Below are 12,021 nucleotides of genomic sequence, written 5' to 3'. Positions count from 1 at the left end.
GTGCTGATCGAGGAGCTGATCCGCGCTGCCGTGCATTGAGTGCTTGATGCCGGATTGAGCACGGCGGACACTGTTGCTTTAGGCACGGAGCCCGCCCGATGAAAGCGCTTTTTCTGATTCCAGCCCTGCTGCTCCTGGCCGCCTGCGCGAGCCAGGATCAGGCAGCCGCCCGCGCCGATGCCGCAGCTGCTTCGCCTGCCACGCCGGTTGTCGGCGGTGATCGAGATGCCCACGGCTGCATCGGTTCGGCCGGCTACCAGTGGTGCGAGCACAGCCAGCGATGCGAACGCCCGTGGGAACTGGCGCAGGCCCAGGGCCTGGCCAATACCGCCGAGGCCATCGACAGTTATTGCGCGAAGCCGGCCAGCCCGGCCCGCAAGTGAGCAGTGCCCGCCATGGCTGAATTGAGCCCGCTGCCCTCCCTCCCCCCGGGCCGCTACCGCCACTTCAAGGGCGGCGAGTACGAAGTGATCGACATCGTGCGCAGCAGTGAAACCCTGCAGCCCATGGTGCTGTATCGCGCCCTCTATGGCGAAGGCGGCCTCTGGGTCCGTCCGTATCCCATGTTCATTGAACAGGTTCCTGGCGAACACGGACCGCAACCGCGCTTCGCACGTATCGGCGATTGAGTCCAGGCTGCCGGCCTCTTGCCGGCGGTGGCAGCGCAGCGCAAAGCAAAGCCTGCGCTACAATCGTACCGTCCAGTCGGTTTCTTCCTGCCATGTCCGCATCCCCTTCCCGCTCGCGCCGCAAGGCGCCCGACAGCGTGCGCCAGTCGCTGCTGCAGGCCACCATCGCAGTGATCGGCCAACAGGGCCTGGCGGCCTTGACCGTCCAGGACGTCGCGCAGGCAGCCGGGGTCAGCAAGGGCGCGCTGTTCCATCATTTCAGCAACAAGCAGGCCCTGGTCGACGAAGCCATCGGGGCACTGATTGGCGAATTCGAAGCGCGCGTGCGTGCCCTGCTGCAGGAAAACCCGAAGGGCCATGGCTGTTTCAGCCGTGCCTATGTGCAGGCCAACTTCGAACATCTGCTGCAGCAGGAACAGGAGAACGACATCGGCCTGACCCTGGGCAACCTGATGGAACCGGGCCTGCTTGCGCACTGGCGCGACTGGAAGCGCGCGATGCTGGCCGAGTTCCCTGACGAAGCCGGCGACCCACGGCTGTATGCCGCGCGCTGCGCCGCCGATGGCTACTGGGCGACCGCCTACGGGCGCCCGCTGGACGAAGACGAGCGCATCAACGCAGTGGCGATGGCCGAGCAGGCGCTGAAGCTGTGCGACCCGCAGTGAACCGGAGCCGATGATGAACCCCTACGCCTATCTCGCTGCCGCCATCGTGCTGGAGGTGATCGCCACCTCGCTGCTGAAGGCTTCCGATGGCATGAGCCGGCTGGCGCCGACGCTGGGCGCACTGGTCGGCTACGGGCTGTGCTTCTACCTGCTGTCGATGACCATGAAGTCGGTGCCGACCGGCATCGCCTATGCGATCTGGTCCGGTGTCGGCATCGTGCTGATCTCGCTGATCGGGCTGGTGGTGTTCAAGCAGCGCCTGGATGCACCGGCCCTGATCGGCATCGGGTTGATCTGCGCCGGCGTGCTGGTGATCAACCTGTTCTCGCGCAGCAGCGCGCACTGAGCACACTGCCGCGCGACCACGGCGCTAGCTGACCTTCTTGGCCACGCTCATGCCGAGCAGGAACAACACCACGGCAATGATGATGCCGGCCCAGAACAGGAACTTGGCGATGCCGACCGCGGCACCGGCAATGCCACCGAAGCCGAGCACGCCCGCGATGATGCCGATGACGGCGAAAATGATGGCCCACTTGATCATGTCGATCCTTTCCCCGCAGGGATTCCAAACTGGAGGATCAACTTAGGCTGCGGCCGATGCCGCAGTCGTGAACAGGCCGCGTGCACGGCGTGAATCAGCGCGGGCGGAAACGCAGCAGCGCCACCGCGAACGCCAGGAACACACTTCCCACCAGGCGCTCGAACCAGCGCCGCGCGAATGGCTTTGCGAGCCAACGCCGCAGGCCGTGACCGCCGGCCGCGTACATCACGTACCAGAACAGTTCGCAGGCGGCGAAGGTGGCCACCAGCACGCTGTACTGCACCGCCTGGCTGCGCGACGGATCGACGAACTGCGGCAGGAACGCTGCCGCGAACAGCAGCAGCTTGGGATTGCTCAGACCCACCAGAAGGCCACCACGGAACACGGTCCAGGCACCAAGCGTCGGCGTCATCGGCAGTGCGGCATCCACCGTCACCGGAGGCGCGGGACGGCAGCTGTCGCGCCATGCCTTCAGGCCCAGCCAGGCCAGATAGGCCACGCCCAGATAGCGCAGCACCTCGAACAGCATCGGCGAGGAATGCAGCAGCGCACTCAGGCCCGCTGCGGAGGCCGCCAGCACCAGCAGCATCGCCAGCAGGCAACCTGCCATCGCCGGCACACTGCCGCGGAAGCCGAGTCCGACGCTGCGGCCGAGGATATGCAGCATGTTCGGCCCAGGCGTGCCGCACAGGACAAAGACCGTGGCCAGGAACCACCACCAGGTATGCAGGGCCATTTCAACATCCACGCAGGAAAACCCAGCAAGCTTAGAGCGTGGCCATGGCCTGCGTCACATACAGCCTGGCGCGGATGCGACGGTTACAGACGCGCACTCACGACGCCAGCAGGCGCGCGCTGCGCAGTTCCTCCCAGGCCGAGCGCAGGACCCGCAACGCCGAGCGCAGGAACAGCACCAGCAGTGCGACCGCTACCAGCAGATCCGGCCAGCCCGCACCGAACAGCGCTACCAGGCCCGCGGCCAGCAACACCGATGCGCCCTCATACAGGTCATTGCGCGAGCATTCCCAGGCGGACGCCAGGTTGATGTCGTCGTTGCGATAAGGGGTCAGCAACCACAGGCACGCCGCGTTGGCGGCCAGGTTGAGCAGCGCCGCCAGGCCCATGCTGGCAAACAGGGGCACCTCCGGGTGCAGCAACCGCCATCCGATCTGCGCAGCCACCACGAGGGCCGCCGCCAGGATCAGCAATCCCTTGAACAGGGCAACCCGCGCTTTGGCCACGAGGCCTGCGCCGACCACCGCCAGGCTCAACGCATAGGTCGCCGCGTCACCCAGGTTGTCCAGGGCGCCGGACAGCAACGAGGACGAATGGCTGTACCCGGCGGCAGCGACCATCAACGCAAAGGTGGCCAGATTGACCAGCAGCACGATCCACAGCACGCGCCGGTGCCGCGCCTGCATCGCCGCCACGTCCAGGGTCTTGCCACAGCCGCAACACTCGCCCATCGCCCTGCCCTCCCATTGGTAGCAACATTATCGCGCCGCAGCAGCACCGGGGTCGATCAGACCCCACCCGCGTGGCCTGCCCAACGCCCATGCGTTGTGCAATGCCCTTCCTCATTGTGCTGCAATGGCCGCCTCTTCCCTGGAGCAGCGCATGAAGACCCTCGGCCTGATCGGCGGCATGAGTTGGGAAAGTTCGGCCCAGTACTACCGCCTCATCAATGAGCAGGTCCGGCGGCGGCTCGGAGGCGCGCACTCCGCGCAGCTGCTGCTGTGGTCGGTGGATTTCGCCGGCATCAAGCAGCTGCAGCACGACGGCGACTGGGACGCCCTGGGTGATCACATGGTCGATGGCGCGCGGCGCCTGCAGGCGGGCGGCGCCGACCTGCTGCTGATCTGCACCAACACCATGCACAAGCTGACCGATCGCATCGAGGCGGCCTGCACGCTGCCGCTGCTGCACATCGCCGATCCGACCGCGACTGCGATCCTGCAGGCAGGCGCGCGCAAAGTGGGCCTGCTCGGTACGGCCTTCACCATGGAGCAGGACTTCTATCGAGGCCGCCTGCAGGAACGCTTCGGCCTGGAGGTAGTGGTGCCTGACGCCGATGACCGCCGCAACGTGCACGACATCATCTACCAGGAGCTGATTGCCGGCGTGGTCAGCGAGCGCTCGCGGCAGCTCTACGCCGGCGTGATCGCGCGCCTGGTCGAGCGCGGCGCTGAAGCGATCATCCTGGGCTGTACCGAGATCATGCTGCTGGTACGGCCGGAAGACAGCGCAGTACCGCTGTTCGACACCACCACCCTGCATGCGCTGGCTGCGGTGGATGCAGCACTCGGCTGAGACGCCGCAATGCGCGACGCGGAATCAGCCCGCGTCGCGGACTTCCAGCGCGGTGATCAACCAGTCGACCACGGCCTGCGAATCGCACAGGAAGAAGACGCCATCTCCCGAGCGCGCATCGGTGAGCAGGCGATAGACGGTGATCGCCACCGCAGACTGGTTGGCAATGAACACTTCCGGGCTGCGCGGCCCTTCGCTGTGCCCTGCCACGGACTGCAGCGCCTTGCGCGCAGCCACAGTGGCAGCCGGGTCCGCGCTGCGGGTCAGTTCCGGCCCGCGCAGCCCCCAGGCAACGAACACATGCTTGCCCTTGAACGTGGTGTCCAGGACCTGCACCTCGGCGGCGCCTGCGCCTACCGAGCGATGAATGACGATACTGCTGATCAACGCAACCCCCTGTGGTCGTCGTGGTCCGCGCATCGTCCTCCACAGGCCGGCCGCGCGCCAGTGACGGCCGCCACAGGCCGCGCCGACAGGCGTGGAAGACATGTAAGAAGGTGTAACCCGATGCGATCGGATGTGCAGCGATGATACGGGATGTAAGCCTCTGCATGGACCCGCGCGCACTACTAAATCCCCACTGAGCCACGTCGGGAACGAAGCGTTCCAATGGACCCGGGCTGGGTCATTCTTGCCGCCCGCTCCCTCAACGAGGCCCCCATGACCCATCGCCTGCTGCTGCCGATTGGCGGCATCTCCCTGGCCATGCTGCTTGCAGCCACCACCGTGGCTGCCCAGGATTACGACGCAGCGCACATTCCCGCACTTCGCTGCGAATCCCAGTTCAACAAGACCGAGCAATGCCCGATCGAGGGCCCGATGCGCCTGGCCAGGCAACTATCGGTCACCCGCTGCGTGGAAAACCAGAACTGGGGCCAGAGCCGTCGCATGCTGTGGGTGACCGATGGCTGCCGTGCCGAGTTTGTCGCCGATGAACATGGCCGCTGGCCGGGACGCGGCAGGGGCCGTGATCGCGACGATGAGGGTGAACGCCTGGTCTGTGAGTCCTACGAAAAGAAGGACAAGGAATGCCGCATCCGCGTGCGTCATGAGGTGCGCATGGTCAAGCAGAAATCGGTGACGACCTGCATCGAAGACCACAACTGGGGCTGGGACCGCCGCGGCATCTGGGTCAGCGATGGCTGCAGGGCCGAGTTCCGGGTGTATTGACTGCCGGCCGCGCGCTGGCTGCAGCGATTGCTCACGCGCACGCCATCGCGCTGCAGGGCCATGGCAAGCGCTTCACTTCGCCCCATGCATCCAGCACCAGCACCAGCACCAGCATGCAACGCTTGCTCGCCACGCCCGGTTTCATCGACCACGGCATCGTGCATGGACTGGACAAAGGCGATCCGGAGTTGATCTACCGCTTTGCCGGCAGCTGATCGAGATACACGGCCACCTTGGCGTCCAGCAGGTCCATCAACACCGGATCCATGCAGCGATAGTCGTCGGGGATGTCCAGGCAATGCAGGCGCTTGTGTTCCAGCAGGCGTGCGTACGTGGCCTGCAGGCGATGCTGGTGCTTGGCCTCCATCACGAAGATGACATCGGCCCAGCGGATATCCGCCGGGCCGATGGGGCGTCGTGCATGTGGGCTGGTGCCGGCCGACAGCGCTGCGAAGCCGGGCCGCCGTCGCCACATGGCTTCGGCGGTCGGGCTGCGCAGCTGGTTGCGGCTGCAGACGAACAGCAGGTTGATCATTCCTGTTCCTGCAGTTGGCGGGCGCTGAGGACCGGATAGGTGAAGCCCAGCTGGCGTGCACGCGCGAGCTTGGCATCGCGCGTATACAGCAGCTTCCAGTTCTTCTCGGGCTTGTAGCTGTAGGCGGTCGTAGCGCGGTCGCCACCGCGGTTGCGAGCCTGGCTGCGACGCCAGGCACGGTTTCTTGCAGATTCCATGATGTGTTCTCGTGAGTACCGGGTTCAGCAGCCGCGGTAGTACGAGTGGCGCGCAGCATACACCGCGCTCACAAAAAAGCCCACGCATCGCTGCGCAGGCTTCTTGATTCATCACAGTGGTCGGGACGGCCGGATTCGAACCGACGACCCTCTGCCCCCCAGGCAGATGCGCTACCAGGCTGCGCTACGCCCCGACTGATGCTGCGATGTGCCCGCCAGTGCGGCGGGCCGTGAAGTATAGCGGATTACGATGGAAATGGGATCAGCGGCGCAGCAACTGCAGCACTTCTTCCAGCTCCATGCGCACCTGCTTGATGATCTGGTTGCTCAACGCCGATTCCTCGCGGGCATCGGGGCCATCCAGGCGCAGGCGTGCACCACCGATGGTGTAGCCCTGTTCGTACAGCAGGCTGCGGATCTGCCGCACCATCAGCACGTCGTGGCGCTGGTAGTAGCGGCGGTTGCCTCGGCGCTTGGCCGGCTCAAGGCTGGGAAACTCGGTTTCCCAGTAGCGCAGGACGTGCGGCTTGACGTCGCACAGCTCGCTGACTTCACCAATGGTGAAGTAGCGCTTGGCCGGGATCGGCGGTAGTTCGCGGTTACTGCCCGGATCCAGCATAAGCTTCCACCCTCTCCTTGAGCTTCTGGCCCGGACGGAAGGTGACCACCGTACGGGCGGAAATCGGAATTTCCTCGCCGGTCTTGGGGTTGCGACCCGGGCGCTGGTTCTTGCGCCGCAGATCGAAATTACCGAAGCCCGACAGCTTCACCTGACGTCCCTGTTCCAATGCTTCACGCAGCACATCGAAAAACGCGTCGACGAATTCCTTGGCTTCCCGCTTGTTCAGACCGACTTCGTCGAACAGCTTTTCCGCCATCTCCGCCTTGGTCAATGCCATTGCCTGCTACCCCCGAGTGCTGCCCGCTCAGCCGCGGATCCGGGCGTGGTGTTCACGCTCGATGGCAGTGACCGCCTCGGCCACCACCGCATCCACGTCGCGGTCCGTCAGAGTGCGCGACTTGTCCTGCAAAATCAAGCCCATAGCGAGACTCTTGAATCCCGGCTCGACGCCCTGGCCGACATAGCGGTCGAACAGGTTCAGGTCGCGCAGCAGTGGGCCGGCGGCCTGGCGGACGGTCGCCGCCAGGTCGGCCCAGGCCACCTGTTCAGGCACCAGGAACGCCAGGTCACGGCGCACTGCCGGGAAGCGCGACAGCTCGCCCGCACGCGGCAGGCGACGGGCGGCCAGCGGTTCCAGGTCCAGTTCGAAGGCATAGACGTCGGCTTCGATGTCCATCGCCCTGGCCAGGCGCGGGTGGATCTGGCCGATCCAGCCGATCGCCACGCCATCGCGGAACACCTCGGCCGAACGCGCCGGGTGGCCATAGGGACGGGCCGACGGGCGGAACTCCAGCTGCGCACCACTGGCCGCGGCCAGCGATTCCAGGTCGCCCTTCAGGTCGTGGAAGTCGACCTTGCGGGTCGGCAGGCCCCACTGCACCGCCTGCGCATCGCCACAGACCGCAGCGGCCACGCGCGGGGTTTCCAGCGGTGCCGGTTGGCCGTCCCCGGCCTGCTGGACAAACACGCGCCCGATCTCGAACAGGCGCACGCGGCCGAGCTGGCGCGCGGCATTGCGGCCGAGGGTGGCGACCAGGCCCGGCAGCAGCGACGGGCGCATCACCGCCAGTTCCGCCGACAGCGGGTTGGCCAGCGGCACCAGGCCGTCGCGCAACTGCCACTGGGTCAGCAGCGCGTCGTCGACGAAGGCAAAGTTGACGGTTTCCTGCTGGTCGCGGGCGACCAGCTGGCGACGCACGCTCAGCGCGTCCAGCTGGGTCTCGCTCGGCATCGCCACGCGCGAGGCACCGCCCGGCAGCGTGGTCGGGATCTGCTCGTAACCGTGGATGCGGGCCAGTTCTTCGATCAGGTCTTCTTCGATGGCAATGTCGAAGCGACGGCTCGGCGCGGCGACCTGCCAGCCCTCGGCCGTGGCAGCCACGTCCATGCCCAGCGCGCGCAGGATGCGCTCGACTTCGGCGTCGTCGATGGTGATGCCGAGCACGCGGGTGATGCGGGCGCGGCGCAGCACGATGGTTGCCGGCTGCGGGAGATCGGCTTCACGCACGGCCTCGGTGACCGGCGCCGGGGTACCGCCGGCCAGGTCCAGCACCAGGCGGGTGGCGTATTCGATGGCGGTGCGCGGCAGTGCCGGATCGACGCCACGCTCGAAGCGATGACCGGCATCGGTGTGCAGGCCCAGCTTGCGGCCACGGCCCATGATCGCGGCCGGCGCGAAGTGCGCGGCCTCCAGGAACACCGCGGCGGTGTCATCGGTGACGCGGGTGTCGAAGCCCCCCATCAGGCCGGCCAGGCCGACCGCACGGTCGGCATCGGTGACCACCAGGAAGCTGTCGTCCAGCGCGGCGTCACGGCCGTCCAGCAGCTTCAGGCTCTCGCCCGCGCGCGAACGGCGCACGGCGATGCTGCCCTGCAGGGTGCCGAGGTCGTAGGCATGCATCGGCTGGCCCAGCTCGAGCATCACGTACTGGGTGATGTCGACCAGCAGCGAGACCGGACGCACGCCGCTGCGGCGCAGGCGCTCGGCCATCCACAGCGGGGTCCTGGCGGCGGCGTTGACGCCTTCGATGACGCGGCCCAGGTAACGCGGCGCTTCGGCGCCGGCATCGAGCTGGATCGACAGTTCACGGCTGCCGACCGGCGCAATGGCATCGGCGGCGAAATCCAGCACTTCGCTGCGGGTGGCCGCGGCGACGTCGTAGGCGATGCCGCGCAGGCTGAAGCAGTCGGCGCGGTTCGGGGTCAGCTTGATCTCGATGCTGGCGTCCGGCAGCCCCAGATACTCGACCAGGGACTGGCCGACGGGTGCATCGTCCGGCAGCTCCAGCAGGCCGGATGCATCATTGTCCAGGCCCAGCTCCTTGGCCGAGCACAGCATGCCGTTGGATTCGACGCCACGCAGCTTGGCCGGCTTGATCTTCAGCTCGCCGATCTGCGCACCGACCATCGCCAGCGGCGCGACCAGGCCCGGGCGCGCGTTCGGTGCGCCGCACACGATCTGCAGCAGCTCGCCCTGCCCGGCATCGACCTTGCACACCTGCAGGCGATCGGCTTCGGGATGGCGCACGGCTTCGACGATGCGAGCCACGACCACGTGGTCGAGGCCTTCGCCAAGCGCGGTCACCTCTTCCACTTCCAGGCCGATGGCGGTCAGCACCGCGCTCAGTTCATCGCGCGAGGCGGAGGTCGGGACGTGGCTGCGCAGCCAGTTTTCGGAGAATTTCATGGTGTCACCCTGGTGGGCCCGGCGCATGCGCCTGGGCCTGCGAATTTAGGAGCAGCCGAGCATGGCTCGGCTCTACATGGTTGCGGCTTACGCGAACTGTTTCAGGAACCGCACATCGTTCTCGAAGAACGCGCGCAGGTCATTGACGCCGTAGCGCAGCATCGCGAAACGCTCCACGCCCATGCCGAAGGCAAAGCCGGTGTAGCGCTCCGGATCGATGCCGACGTTGCGCAGCACGTTCGGATGCACCATGCCGCAGCCGAGCACTTCCAGCCAGCGGGTGCTGCCATCGGGCTGCTGCCAGGCGATGTCCACTTCCGCGCCCGGTTCAACGAACGGGAAGTAGCTGGGACGGAAACGCATCTCGAAGTCGCGCTCGAAGAATGCGCGCACGAACTCGGCCAGCGTGCCCTTCAGGTCGGCGAAGGTCGAATGCTCGTCCACCAGCAGGCCTTCGACCTGGTGGAACATCGGCGAGTGGGTCTGGTCGCTGTCGCTGCGGTACACCTTGCCGGCGGCGATCATGCGCAGCGGCGGCGCGTGGTCGCCCATGTAGCGCACCTGCACACCAGAGGTATGCGTACGCAGCAGGCGACCGTCGCCGAAGTAGAAGGTGTCGTGCATGGCGCGCGCCGGGTGGTGCGGCGGGAAGTTCAGCGCCTCGAAGTTGTGCCAGTCGTCCTCGATCTCCGGCCCTTCCGACAGCTCGTAGCCCAGCCGGCCGAAGATGCCGGTGATGCGTTCCAGGGTGCGGGTGATCGGGTGCAGGCCGGCACGGTCGCCATTGCGGCCCGGCAGGGTGATGTCGATGGCTTCGGCGGCCAGGCGCGCATCCAGTGCCGCGTCTTCCAGCAGCGCCTTGCGCTCGCCCAGCGCGCGGGTCAGCGCGTCACGGGCCTGGTTGATCGCTTCACCGGCGGCCTTGCGCTCGTCGGCCGGCAGGGCGCCGAGCTGCTTGAGCTGCGAAGTGATGCTGCCACTCTTGCCAAGCAGGGCCACGCGCAGCTGTTCCAGCACGTCGGGGCTCTGTGCGGCGGCCACATCGGCCAGCGCCTGGGTGGTGAGGGATTGGATGTCGCTCATGGGGGGCCGGAACTCCAGTCGATCTGCCATCGCGATGCGCGAAGGGCCGACCCCTGTCGCCACCGCCGTCCCCGCGCTGCCGTCGTGGCCTCGCCGGGACCCAAAAAAGAATGGGGAAGGACTTGCGCCCTTCCCCATGCATTGCCTTGACCTGACACCGTTCCGAGTGAACGGTTACGGCATCGGGAAGGACTTATGCCGCCAGCGCGCCCTTGGCCTTTTCGGCCAGCGCAGCAAAACCGGCTGCGTCGTGCACGGCGATGTCAGCCAGGACCTTGCGATCCAGGGTGATGCCGGCCTTCAGCAGACCGTTCATGAAGCGGCTGTAGCTCAGGCCGTTGATGCGGGCAGCCGCATTGATACGGGTGATCCACAGCGAACGGAAGTTGCGCTTCTTCTGCTTACGGCCGATGTAGGCGTACTGCTGTGCCTTGATGACCGCCTGCTTGGCGACGCGGAAGACCTTGCGACGGGCGTTGTAATAGCCCTTGGCGAGATCCAGAATCTTCTTGTGGCGGCGACGCGCCTGTACGCCACGCTTAACTCGTGCCATTTTTCAGTTCCTCAGAGGTAAGGGAGCATGCGGTCCAGACGGCCTGCGTCTTCTGCACGGACATGGCCCGTCTGACGCAGATTACGCTTACGCTTGGTCGCTTTCTTCGTGAGGATGTGGCTACGGTTGGCGTGGCCGCACTTGTACTTGCCCGAGGCGGTCTTGCGGAAACGCTTGGCCGCTGCCCGGTTGGTCTTGATCTTGGGCATTGCAATGTCCTTGATGGGATATGACCCTGGTTTCTGACTGATCTGGCGGCGGCCTGGGCCGCTCTTTCCGTCCTGCCATGATCGGCGTACGACCCGTCCTGGGTGGGTCGAGCCGGGCATGATACAGGCAAAACCGCCCTGCCACCAGCCCCTGCAACCCTTTACCGGCAATTCACCGGCCTCCTGCAAAAGCAAAGGGACGCCAGCGGCGCCCCCTTACCCTGAACCATTCAGCCAGGCGCCCCGGAAGGCGGCCCGTCAGGCCTCAGGTCTTCTTCTTCGGCGCGATCATCATGACCATCTGACGCCCTTCCAGGCGCGGACGGGATTCAATGACGATGTCCTCGCCCAGATCGGCCTCGATCCGGTTGGCCATTTCGCGACCCAGTTCCTGGTGGCTCATTTCACGGCCACGGAAGCGGATGTTGACCTTGATCTTGTCACCATCCTCGAGGAACCCGCGCATCTTGCGCAGCTTGATCTGGTAGTCGCCCTCGTCCGTGACCGGACGGAACTTCACTTCCTTGATCTCGACCTGCTTGGTCTTCTTCTTGGCCTCGCTGGCCTTCTTCTGCGCTTCGAACTTGAACTTGCCGAAGTCCATGATCTTGCAGACCGGCGGATCGGCCTGCGGCTGGATCTCGACCAGGTCCAGGCCTTCATCTTCGGCCATGGACAGCGCTTCGTCGCGCGACAACACGCCGATCATTTCTCCGTCACTGCCGATCACGCGGACGCGCGGCACACGGATTTCCTGATTCTTGCGGTTCTGTTTGTTGTCAGGGGTGCTGATATTACGTTCTCCCAAGGGTATCGAA

General features: G+C 66.0%; 20 protein-coding genes and 1 tRNA gene. 7 read left to right on the top strand and 14 right to left on the bottom strand.

What is annotated here, in order from left to right:
- Positions 1-98: 98 nt before the first annotated feature.
- The 4 genes from ACZK0Z_RS07195 (at position 99) to ACZK0Z_RS07180 (ending at position 1,640) form a co-directional block, all read left to right on the top strand.
- Positions 99-383, top strand: coding sequence for a hypothetical protein (locus ACZK0Z_RS07195; RefSeq protein WP_197632662.1), 285 nt, complete (start codon positions 99-101; stop codon positions 381-383).
- A gap of 12 nt (positions 384-395) precedes the next feature.
- Positions 396-629 (top strand): DUF1653 domain-containing protein, encoded by a 234-nt coding sequence (locus ACZK0Z_RS07190; RefSeq protein ID WP_049430363.1) that lies wholly within the window; start codon positions 396-398, stop codon positions 627-629.
- A 92-nt stretch (positions 630-721) separates the two neighbouring features.
- Positions 722-1,294 (top strand): TetR/AcrR family transcriptional regulator, encoded by a 573-nt coding sequence (locus tag ACZK0Z_RS07185; RefSeq protein WP_111113478.1) that lies wholly within the window; start codon positions 722-724, stop codon positions 1,292-1,294.
- Between the two features lie 13 nt (positions 1,295-1,307).
- Positions 1,308-1,640 (top strand): SMR family transporter, encoded by a 333-nt coding sequence (locus ACZK0Z_RS07180; RefSeq protein WP_049430384.1) that lies wholly within the window; start codon positions 1,308-1,310, stop codon positions 1,638-1,640.
- Positions 1,641-1,664: 24 nt separating this feature from the next.
- Here ACZK0Z_RS07180 and ACZK0Z_RS07175 read toward each other — a convergent pair whose 3' ends face one another.
- The 3 genes from ACZK0Z_RS07175 to ACZK0Z_RS07165 all read right to left on the bottom strand — a co-directional run bounded on the left by ACZK0Z_RS07175 (position 1,665) and on the right by ACZK0Z_RS07165 (position 3,304).
- A complete protein-coding gene (locus ACZK0Z_RS07175) occupies positions 1,665-1,838 on the bottom strand; it encodes a DUF1328 domain-containing protein (RefSeq protein ID WP_049430366.1) in 174 nt (57 codons plus the stop codon).
- Between the two features lie 94 nt (positions 1,839-1,932).
- Positions 1,933-2,574, bottom strand: a complete 642-nt coding sequence (locus ACZK0Z_RS07170; protein WP_164146825.1) for a LysE family translocator — start codon at positions 2,572-2,574, stop codon at positions 1,933-1,935.
- Positions 2,575-2,671: 97 nt separating this feature from the next.
- A complete protein-coding gene (locus tag ACZK0Z_RS07165; protein ID WP_197620249.1) occupies positions 2,672-3,304 on the bottom strand; it encodes a cation transporter in 633 nt (210 codons plus the stop codon).
- A gap of 151 nt (positions 3,305-3,455) precedes the next feature.
- Here ACZK0Z_RS07165 and ACZK0Z_RS07160 point away from each other — a divergent pair, with 151 nt between their 5' ends.
- Positions 3,456-4,148, top strand: coding sequence for an aspartate/glutamate racemase family protein (locus ACZK0Z_RS07160; protein ID WP_106548812.1), 693 nt, complete (start codon positions 3,456-3,458; stop codon positions 4,146-4,148).
- 24 nt (positions 4,149-4,172) lie between these two features.
- Here ACZK0Z_RS07160 and ACZK0Z_RS07155 read toward each other — a convergent pair whose 3' ends face one another.
- Positions 4,173-4,568: a hypothetical protein gene (locus tag ACZK0Z_RS07155; protein WP_197620259.1), complete on the bottom strand. Its 396-nt coding sequence runs from the start codon at positions 4,566-4,568 to the stop codon at positions 4,173-4,175.
- A 240-nt stretch (positions 4,569-4,808) separates the two neighbouring features.
- Here ACZK0Z_RS07155 and ACZK0Z_RS07150 point away from each other — a divergent pair, with 240 nt between their 5' ends.
- Positions 4,809-5,318, top strand: a complete 510-nt coding sequence (locus ACZK0Z_RS07150; protein WP_099551918.1) for a DUF3011 domain-containing protein — start codon at positions 4,809-4,811, stop codon at positions 5,316-5,318.
- Positions 5,315-5,533, top strand: a complete 219-nt coding sequence (locus ACZK0Z_RS07145) for a hypothetical protein (protein ID WP_370671861.1) — start codon at positions 5,315-5,317, stop codon at positions 5,531-5,533. The genes ACZK0Z_RS07150 and ACZK0Z_RS07145 overlap by 4 nt, the downstream gene beginning before the upstream one ends.
- Here the strand turns inward: ACZK0Z_RS07145 and ACZK0Z_RS07140 are convergent.
- The 10 genes from ACZK0Z_RS07140 to infC all read right to left on the bottom strand — a co-directional run bounded on the left by ACZK0Z_RS07140 (position 5,512) and on the right by infC (position 12,011).
- Entirely contained in the window at positions 5,512-5,853 is a 342-nt protein-coding gene (locus ACZK0Z_RS07140; protein WP_049430374.1) for a low molecular weight protein tyrosine phosphatase family protein, read from the bottom strand. The two genes, ACZK0Z_RS07145 and ACZK0Z_RS07140, sit on opposite strands and share 22 nt — an antisense overlap.
- Entirely contained in the window at positions 5,850-6,050 is a 201-nt protein-coding gene (locus ACZK0Z_RS07135; RefSeq protein WP_014037933.1) for a hypothetical protein, read from the bottom strand. The genes ACZK0Z_RS07140 and ACZK0Z_RS07135 overlap by 4 nt, the downstream gene beginning before the upstream one ends.
- Positions 6,051-6,167: 117 nt before the next feature.
- Positions 6,168-6,244: transfer RNA gene (locus ACZK0Z_RS07130), tRNA-Pro, on the bottom strand.
- A 68-nt stretch (positions 6,245-6,312) separates the two neighbouring features.
- Positions 6,313-6,669 carry a MerR family transcriptional regulator gene (locus tag ACZK0Z_RS07125; protein WP_005410431.1) on the bottom strand — a complete coding sequence of 119 codons (357 nt, stop codon included), beginning with the start codon at positions 6,667-6,669 and terminating at the stop codon, positions 6,313-6,315.
- Positions 6,650-6,949, bottom strand: coding sequence for an integration host factor subunit alpha (locus ACZK0Z_RS07120; RefSeq protein WP_005410432.1), 300 nt, complete (start codon positions 6,947-6,949; stop codon positions 6,650-6,652). The genes ACZK0Z_RS07125 and ACZK0Z_RS07120 overlap by 20 nt, the downstream gene beginning before the upstream one ends.
- A 27-nt stretch (positions 6,950-6,976) precedes the next feature.
- Positions 6,977-9,358, bottom strand: a complete 2,382-nt coding sequence (pheT, locus tag ACZK0Z_RS07115) for a phenylalanine--tRNA ligase subunit beta (protein WP_197620252.1) — start codon at positions 9,356-9,358, stop codon at positions 6,977-6,979.
- 87 nt (positions 9,359-9,445) lie between these two features.
- On the bottom strand, positions 9,446-10,441 hold the full coding sequence (locus ACZK0Z_RS07110; protein WP_005417865.1) for a phenylalanine--tRNA ligase subunit alpha: 996 nt from the start codon (positions 10,439-10,441) through the stop codon (positions 9,446-9,448).
- A gap of 193 nt (positions 10,442-10,634) precedes the next feature.
- Entirely contained in the window at positions 10,635-10,994 is a 360-nt protein-coding gene (gene rplT / locus ACZK0Z_RS07105) for a 50S ribosomal protein L20 (protein WP_005410435.1), read from the bottom strand.
- Positions 10,995-11,005: 11 nt separating this feature from the next.
- The gene (gene rpmI, locus ACZK0Z_RS07100; RefSeq protein WP_005410436.1) at positions 11,006-11,203 is read right to left on the bottom strand and encodes a 50S ribosomal protein L35; all 198 of its coding nucleotides are present in this window, start codon (positions 11,201-11,203) and stop codon (positions 11,006-11,008) included.
- A gap of 265 nt (positions 11,204-11,468) precedes the next feature.
- The gene (infC, locus tag ACZK0Z_RS07095; protein WP_019660568.1) at positions 11,469-12,011 is read right to left on the bottom strand and encodes a translation initiation factor IF-3; all 543 of its coding nucleotides are present in this window, start codon (positions 12,009-12,011) and stop codon (positions 11,469-11,471) included.
- Between the last annotated feature and the right edge of the window lie 10 nt (positions 12,012-12,021).

It is taken from the genome of Stenotrophomonas sp. 116085_Sma (assembly GCF_056479585.1).
The sequence above is the reverse complement of the archived record's forward strand: the minus strand, read 5'-3'. Positions and strand labels throughout refer to the sequence as shown.

Bases quoted from the DNA above. Each gene is read 5' to 3' on its own strand.
- ACZK0Z_RS07150 (WP_099551918.1), top strand. From the start codon at position 4,809: ATGACCCATCGCCTGCTGCTGCCGATTGGCGGCATCTCCCTGGCCATG.
- pheT (WP_197620252.1), bottom strand. From the start codon at position 9,358: ATGAAATTCTCCGAAAACTGGCTGCGCAGCCACGTCCCGACCTCCGCC.
- ACZK0Z_RS07125 (WP_005410431.1), bottom strand. From the start codon at position 6,669: ATGCTGGATCCGGGCAGTAACCGCGAACTACCGCCGATCCCGGCCAAG.
- ACZK0Z_RS07170 (WP_164146825.1), bottom strand. From the start codon at position 2,574: ATGGCCCTGCATACCTGGTGGTGGTTCCTGGCCACGGTCTTTGTCCTG.
- rpmI (WP_005410436.1), bottom strand. From the start codon at position 11,203: ATGCCCAAGATCAAGACCAACCGGGCAGCGGCCAAGCGTTTCCGCAAG.
- ACZK0Z_RS07110 (WP_005417865.1), bottom strand. From the start codon at position 10,441: ATGAGCGACATCCAATCCCTCACCACCCAGGCGCTGGCCGATGTGGCC.
- ACZK0Z_RS07140 (WP_049430374.1), bottom strand. From the start codon at position 5,853: ATGATCAACCTGCTGTTCGTCTGCAGCCGCAACCAGCTGCGCAGCCCG.
- ACZK0Z_RS07195 (WP_197632662.1), top strand. From the start codon at position 99: ATGAAAGCGCTTTTTCTGATTCCAGCCCTGCTGCTCCTGGCCGCCTGC.
- rplT (WP_005410435.1), bottom strand. From the start codon at position 10,994: ATGGCACGAGTTAAGCGTGGCGTACAGGCGCGTCGCCGCCACAAGAAG.
- ACZK0Z_RS07175 (WP_049430366.1), bottom strand. From the start codon at position 1,838: ATGATCAAGTGGGCCATCATTTTCGCCGTCATCGGCATCATCGCGGGC.
- ACZK0Z_RS07120 (WP_005410432.1), bottom strand. From the start codon at position 6,949: ATGGCATTGACCAAGGCGGAGATGGCGGAAAAGCTGTTCGACGAAGTC.
- ACZK0Z_RS07180 (WP_049430384.1), top strand. From the start codon at position 1,308: ATGAACCCCTACGCCTATCTCGCTGCCGCCATCGTGCTGGAGGTGATC.
- ACZK0Z_RS07165 (WP_197620249.1), bottom strand. From the start codon at position 3,304: ATGGGCGAGTGTTGCGGCTGTGGCAAGACCCTGGACGTGGCGGCGATG.
- ACZK0Z_RS07135 (WP_014037933.1), bottom strand. From the start codon at position 6,050: ATGGAATCTGCAAGAAACCGTGCCTGGCGTCGCAGCCAGGCTCGCAAC.
- ACZK0Z_RS07185 (WP_111113478.1), top strand. From the start codon at position 722: ATGTCCGCATCCCCTTCCCGCTCGCGCCGCAAGGCGCCCGACAGCGTG.
- ACZK0Z_RS07160 (WP_106548812.1), top strand. From the start codon at position 3,456: ATGAAGACCCTCGGCCTGATCGGCGGCATGAGTTGGGAAAGTTCGGCC.
- ACZK0Z_RS07190 (WP_049430363.1), top strand. From the start codon at position 396: ATGGCTGAATTGAGCCCGCTGCCCTCCCTCCCCCCGGGCCGCTACCGC.
- ACZK0Z_RS07155 (WP_197620259.1), bottom strand. From the start codon at position 4,568: ATGCGCGGACCACGACGACCACAGGGGGTTGCGTTGATCAGCAGTATC.